Origin of the sequence: Kitasatospora sp. NPDC091257, from assembly GCF_044757675.1 — a bacterium.
GTDB classification, from domain to species: domain Bacteria; phylum Actinomycetota; class Actinomycetes; order Streptomycetales; family Streptomycetaceae; genus Kitasatospora; species Kitasatospora lactacystinica.
Window position 1 is genome coordinate 1 of the sequence record NZ_JBIVVI010000809.1, and the last position, 4,269, is coordinate 4,269.

At 74.7% G+C, this 4,269-nt stretch carries 5 protein-coding genes; 2 read left to right on the forward strand and 3 right to left on the reverse strand.

Going from position 1 to position 4,269, the window contains the following annotated elements; genetic code table 11:
- Positions 1-100: 100 nt before the first annotated feature.
- Both ACIQOV_RS29975 and ACIQOV_RS29980 read left to right on the forward strand, forming a co-directional pair.
- Entirely contained in the window at positions 101-895 is a 795-nt protein-coding gene (locus tag ACIQOV_RS29975; RefSeq protein ID WP_359897094.1) for an alpha/beta fold hydrolase, read from the forward strand.
- A gap of 10 nt (positions 896-905) precedes the next feature.
- On the forward strand, positions 906-1,652 hold the full coding sequence (locus ACIQOV_RS29980) for a hypothetical protein (protein ID WP_401053720.1): 747 nt from the start codon (positions 906-908) through the stop codon (positions 1,650-1,652).
- Here ACIQOV_RS29980 and ACIQOV_RS29985 read toward each other — a convergent pair.
- From ACIQOV_RS29985 to ACIQOV_RS29995, 3 genes are all read right to left on the reverse strand, one after another.
- Positions 1,649-2,473, reverse strand: coding sequence for an endonuclease/exonuclease/phosphatase family protein (locus tag ACIQOV_RS29985; protein WP_401053722.1), 825 nt, complete (start codon positions 2,471-2,473; stop codon positions 1,649-1,651). The genes ACIQOV_RS29980 and ACIQOV_RS29985 overlap by 4 nt on opposite strands.
- Positions 2,474-2,599: 126 nt before the next feature.
- Positions 2,600-3,544 carry an ROK family glucokinase gene (locus ACIQOV_RS29990; RefSeq protein ID WP_401053723.1) on the reverse strand — a complete coding sequence of 315 codons (945 nt, stop codon included), beginning with the start codon at positions 3,542-3,544 and terminating at the stop codon, positions 2,600-2,602.
- A gap of 191 nt (positions 3,545-3,735) precedes the next feature.
- The gene (locus ACIQOV_RS29995) at positions 3,736-4,176 is read right to left on the reverse strand and encodes a DUF5304 family protein (protein ID WP_401053724.1); all 441 of its coding nucleotides are present in this window, start codon (positions 4,174-4,176) and stop codon (positions 3,736-3,738) included.
- Positions 4,177-4,269 lie beyond the last annotated feature (93 nt).

The window sequence follows — 4,269 nt, forward strand, 5'->3', positions numbered from 1 at the left end:
GTGTACGACCCGGCGCGGAGCGTGGGACGATGCGATTTCGCAGCACTTCCCCCTCCAGCGTCCTCTCCCCCAGCGCCACCCGCCCGCGAAGGAGTCCGCCATGCCGTTGCTGCCCGGTGCCGAGCCGTACCGCCACACCGGCGGGCCGGTGGGAGTGCTGCTCTGCCACGGCTTCACCGGGTCGCCGCAGTCGCTGCGGCCGTGGGCCGACGAACTGGCTGCGGCCGGCTTCACCGTCTCGCTGCCGCTGCTGCCCGGGCACGGCACCCGCTGGCAGGACATGCAGCTCACCCGCTGGGAGGACTGGTACGCGGAGGTCGAGCGCGAACTGCTGGCGCTCGCCGACGAGTGCGAGCAGGTCTTCGTCTGCGCCCTGTCGATGGGCGGCGCGCTGGCGCTGCGGCTCGCCGCGCTGCACGGGCCGACGGTCTCCGGGCTGGTGCTGGTCAACCCGTCGGTGCGCTCGGACACCCCCGCGAGCGTGCTGCTGCCGGTGCTGCGCCACCTGCTGCCCAGCCTGCCCGGGGTCGCCAACGACATCGCCCGGGCCGGTGCGGTCGAGGTCGGCTACGACCGCACCCCGCTGCACGCCGCCTGGTCGCTGAGCCGGTTGTGGCGGGAGGTCCAGCGGCTGCTGCCGGAGGTGACCCAGCCGGTGCTGCTCTTCCACAGCCCGCAGGACCACGTCGTCTCGCCGGCCAACTCGGAACTGGTACTGGCCCGGATATCCTCGACGGACGTGACGGAGCGGCTGTGCCAGCGCAGTTTCCACGTCGCGACGCTGGACCACGACGCGGCGGAAATATTCGCGGCCGGCCAGGACTTCATCCAACGGCTGGCCCCCGCGCACGCGGCGGGCGTCACCCGGGTCGAATCCGACGATCACCATGGCTGAAGGGCCGGAAGTGCACGAGAGCAGCACGGCGGGCGGCGGGGACGAGACTCCCCGCGAGGACGGCGCGACCAAGGACGGCGGGACGGACGCCGCCACCCCGGGCGGTGCGCCGACGGACCGTACCGGCCCGGAGGGCACGGCGACGCCCCCACCCGGCCGGGACGCCGCCACCGGCTCCGCGGGAGAGGCCGCGGGCGACACCGCCGAACGCCGTCCGCGTCGTGCGCCCGAGCGCAGCCAGGCCGAGCAGGACGCGATCTTCGCCGCCCTGGTGGCACAGTTCGACGACCCGGTCGACCTCAACAACCCGAACTGGCCCGAGGTCGAGAACCTCCGGGCGCAGAACGAGCTCAAGGGCGGCTACAAGGAAGGCGGCGCCGGCGGCCGCGGCGACCAGGACGACCTGGCCGACCTCGCCCCGCAGCCCCGCCCCCGCTCCGGCCGGCCGGTGATGCCGGCGGGCGGCGCGGGCCCGCGCGACTTCGAACTGGCCGAGGAGACCGACGAGGGGCACTTCGTCCCGCCGGAGCCCCCGCCGCTGCCGGCCGCCGACGTGACCGCCAAGTTCGCCTGGCTGGCGGTGCTCGGCGGCCCGGCGCTGCTGCTGGTCGACGCGGTGGTCTGGCGGGAGATCTCCGGCTGGCCCGCCTGGGTCGGGATCACCGCTTTCCTCGGCGGCTTCGTGACCCTGGTCGCGCGGATGAAGGACCGCGACGAGGACGAGCCGGAGGACCCGGACCACGGCGCGGTCGTCTAGCGGACCTGCTGACCACCCGGCCGGCTCGTCGGCAGTTCGAGGACGGCGAGCACCGGCAGGTGGTCGGTCGCGGCCCGCAGGTCGGCCTCGCTGACACCGGGCAGCCCGTGCGGCACCCCGCAGCCGAGGACGGTGATCCCGGGTGTGGCGAAGACGGCGTCGATCCGCTGGTAGGGGCGCTCCGGTACGGAGGTGAACTCGCCTCCCCAGGGCGCGGTCGGGTACCCGTCCTGGAGCCGCGAGGCCAGCAGCCGCCAGCCCGGCCCGTCCGGGTGCTCGTTGAAGTCCCCTGCCACGACGCCGAGTTCGGCGATTGCGAGCTGGTCGAGGAGCAGCTCGAACTGCCCGTACCGCTCCTCCTGGTCCAGGCTGAGGTGGCAGCTGGTGACGCTGAACGGCGCCGTGCCGGGCAGCCGCAGCAGCGCGCCGGCGAAGCCCCGGGCGTGCAGGCCGCGGGTCTTGGGCAGCAGCCGGTCGTGCACCTCCAGCAGTTCCACCGCGCCGGGCCGGCCGAGCAGCAGCGGGCCGGCGGCGGTGCGGCCGCCGCCGGCCAGCACGGCCGTGCCGGTGCTCCGGGCCAGCCAGGCGGCCTGGCCCTCGGGCCGCCAGTAGCGCGGGGACTCCTGGACGCAGACCACGTCCGGCTCGCAGGCCCGGATCACCCGGGCCAGCGCCCGCCGGTCGTCGCGCAGCGAGCGGATGTTGTAGCTGAGCAGCCGCAGCCGGCCCGGGCCGGGCGGCGGCAGCGGTTCGGCCCGCGCGGCGGTCCCGGTCGCGGCGGCGGTCCCGGTCATGGCGGTGGTCGTGGTCGCGGCGCTCATGGTCCTCCCCTGGGCGGTCACCGGATCGATCCGACCGTACGCGGCCGGGCCGGGACGTGCGACGGCGGCGGTGCGTCCGGGATCGGTCGGGACCCGGTCGCACCGCCGCCGGCGGGCTCGGAGGGGTCAGGCGGTGCGGGCGAGGTCCGCCGCGCCGACGATGCCGGCGGCGGAGCCCATCGAGGCCAGCACGACCTCGGCGCGCGGGCGGTGCACCCCGCCGGTCAGGTAGTGCTCGAACGCCTTGGCGACCGGGTCGAGCAGCAGCCGGCCGGAGTCGGAGACGCCGCCGCCGAGCACGAAGACGCCCGGGTCGAACAGCGCGGCGAGGTCGGCCATGCCGCGGCCCAGCCAGTCGGCCAGTTCCGCGTAGCACTCCAGGGCGAGCGGGTCGCCCTCCGCCGCGGCCTGGGTGATGTGGATGCCGCGGATGGTCTCGGCCACGCCGTCGTTGAGTTCCAGCATCCGGTGGCCGCGCTGCGGGTCGGCGGCCGCCTTCTCCCGGCCGTAGCGGCGCAGCGCGCGCCCGGAGCCGTACTGTTCCCAGCAGCCCTTGCCGCCGCAGCCGCAGAGCAGGCCGTCGGGGACCATGTTGAGGTGGCCGATCTCGCCGGCCACGCCGAAGCGGCCGCGGTGCAGCCGGTTGTCCAGGACGATGCCGCCGCCGATGCCGGTGCCGACGGTGATCAGCACCATGTCGCGGTGGTCGGCGGCCGCGCCGAAGCGGAACTCGGCCCAGGCCGCGCAGTTGGCGTCGTTCTCGACGACGGTGGACAGGCCGGTGAGCTCCTCGATCCGGCCGCGCAGCGGCTCGTTCTCCCAGTCGATGTTGGGAGCGAAGATCACGGTCGAGCGGTTGCTGTCGACGAACCCGGGGGCGCCGACGCCCACCGCCGTGACACCGGGGTGCTCCTCCTTGAGCTCGCGCACGGCCTGCGCGATGGCGTCGACCGCCCACTGCGGGTCGGCCGGGGTGGGCACCCTGGTCCGGGCCAGGATGGCGCCCGCCTCGTCGACCACGCCTGCCGCGATCTTGGTCCCGCCGACATCGACGCCGATGGTCAGAGCCATGTGTCCCTCAGCTATTCACTCGTTCCGCTGGACGGAACGCTACCGTCCAACCCGGCCCCCGTACACAGCCTCGCATACATTATCCGAAGACAATCCTGGGCCAGCCTGGCCGTGATGCTTCAAAAGTCGTATCTAATCTCCTTCTTCGTGACGTACGAGAGCAACCCGATCACCCTCCGAAAGTCACGGTTTCACTGCTTGACGGACGACCCGTCAGCCTCGTCAACATCGCCGCCGAGGTCGCCGCCGCCATCGCCGTCGAGGTCGAGGTCGATCTTCTCGGTCGGCGCACCCTCCCCGGCGGTCCAGCGGCTCTCGTGCCCGGCCACGGCGGCGCGGTAGGCGGCCAGCAGCTCGGCGCCCGCGGCGGCGAGCCCGGTGCCGGCCGCGGCGAGGTGGGAGTAGACCTCCGGCTGCTGGGTGCGCAGCCGGTCGGCCAGCCCGGACAGGGTGATCAGGGTGGTGGCGCTCGCCTCCTGGGCCTTGTCGCCGAGCGCACCGGCGAACCGGCGCACCTCGTCCACCAGCGGGCCCAGCTCCGGCCCGAACGGGTGCCCCTGGCCGCCCTGCTCGCCGTCCTGCTCGCCGTCCGGCCGGCCTCCGGGCTCGGTGCGGTCGTCGGTGCTGGTCATCGCGGGCGCCTCCTCAGCCGTGGCCGCACCCCGCGGCCCCTTGGGCCCGACGCTACCCGACCGGCCGGGCGGCCCGAAAAGCCGCCGGACCCC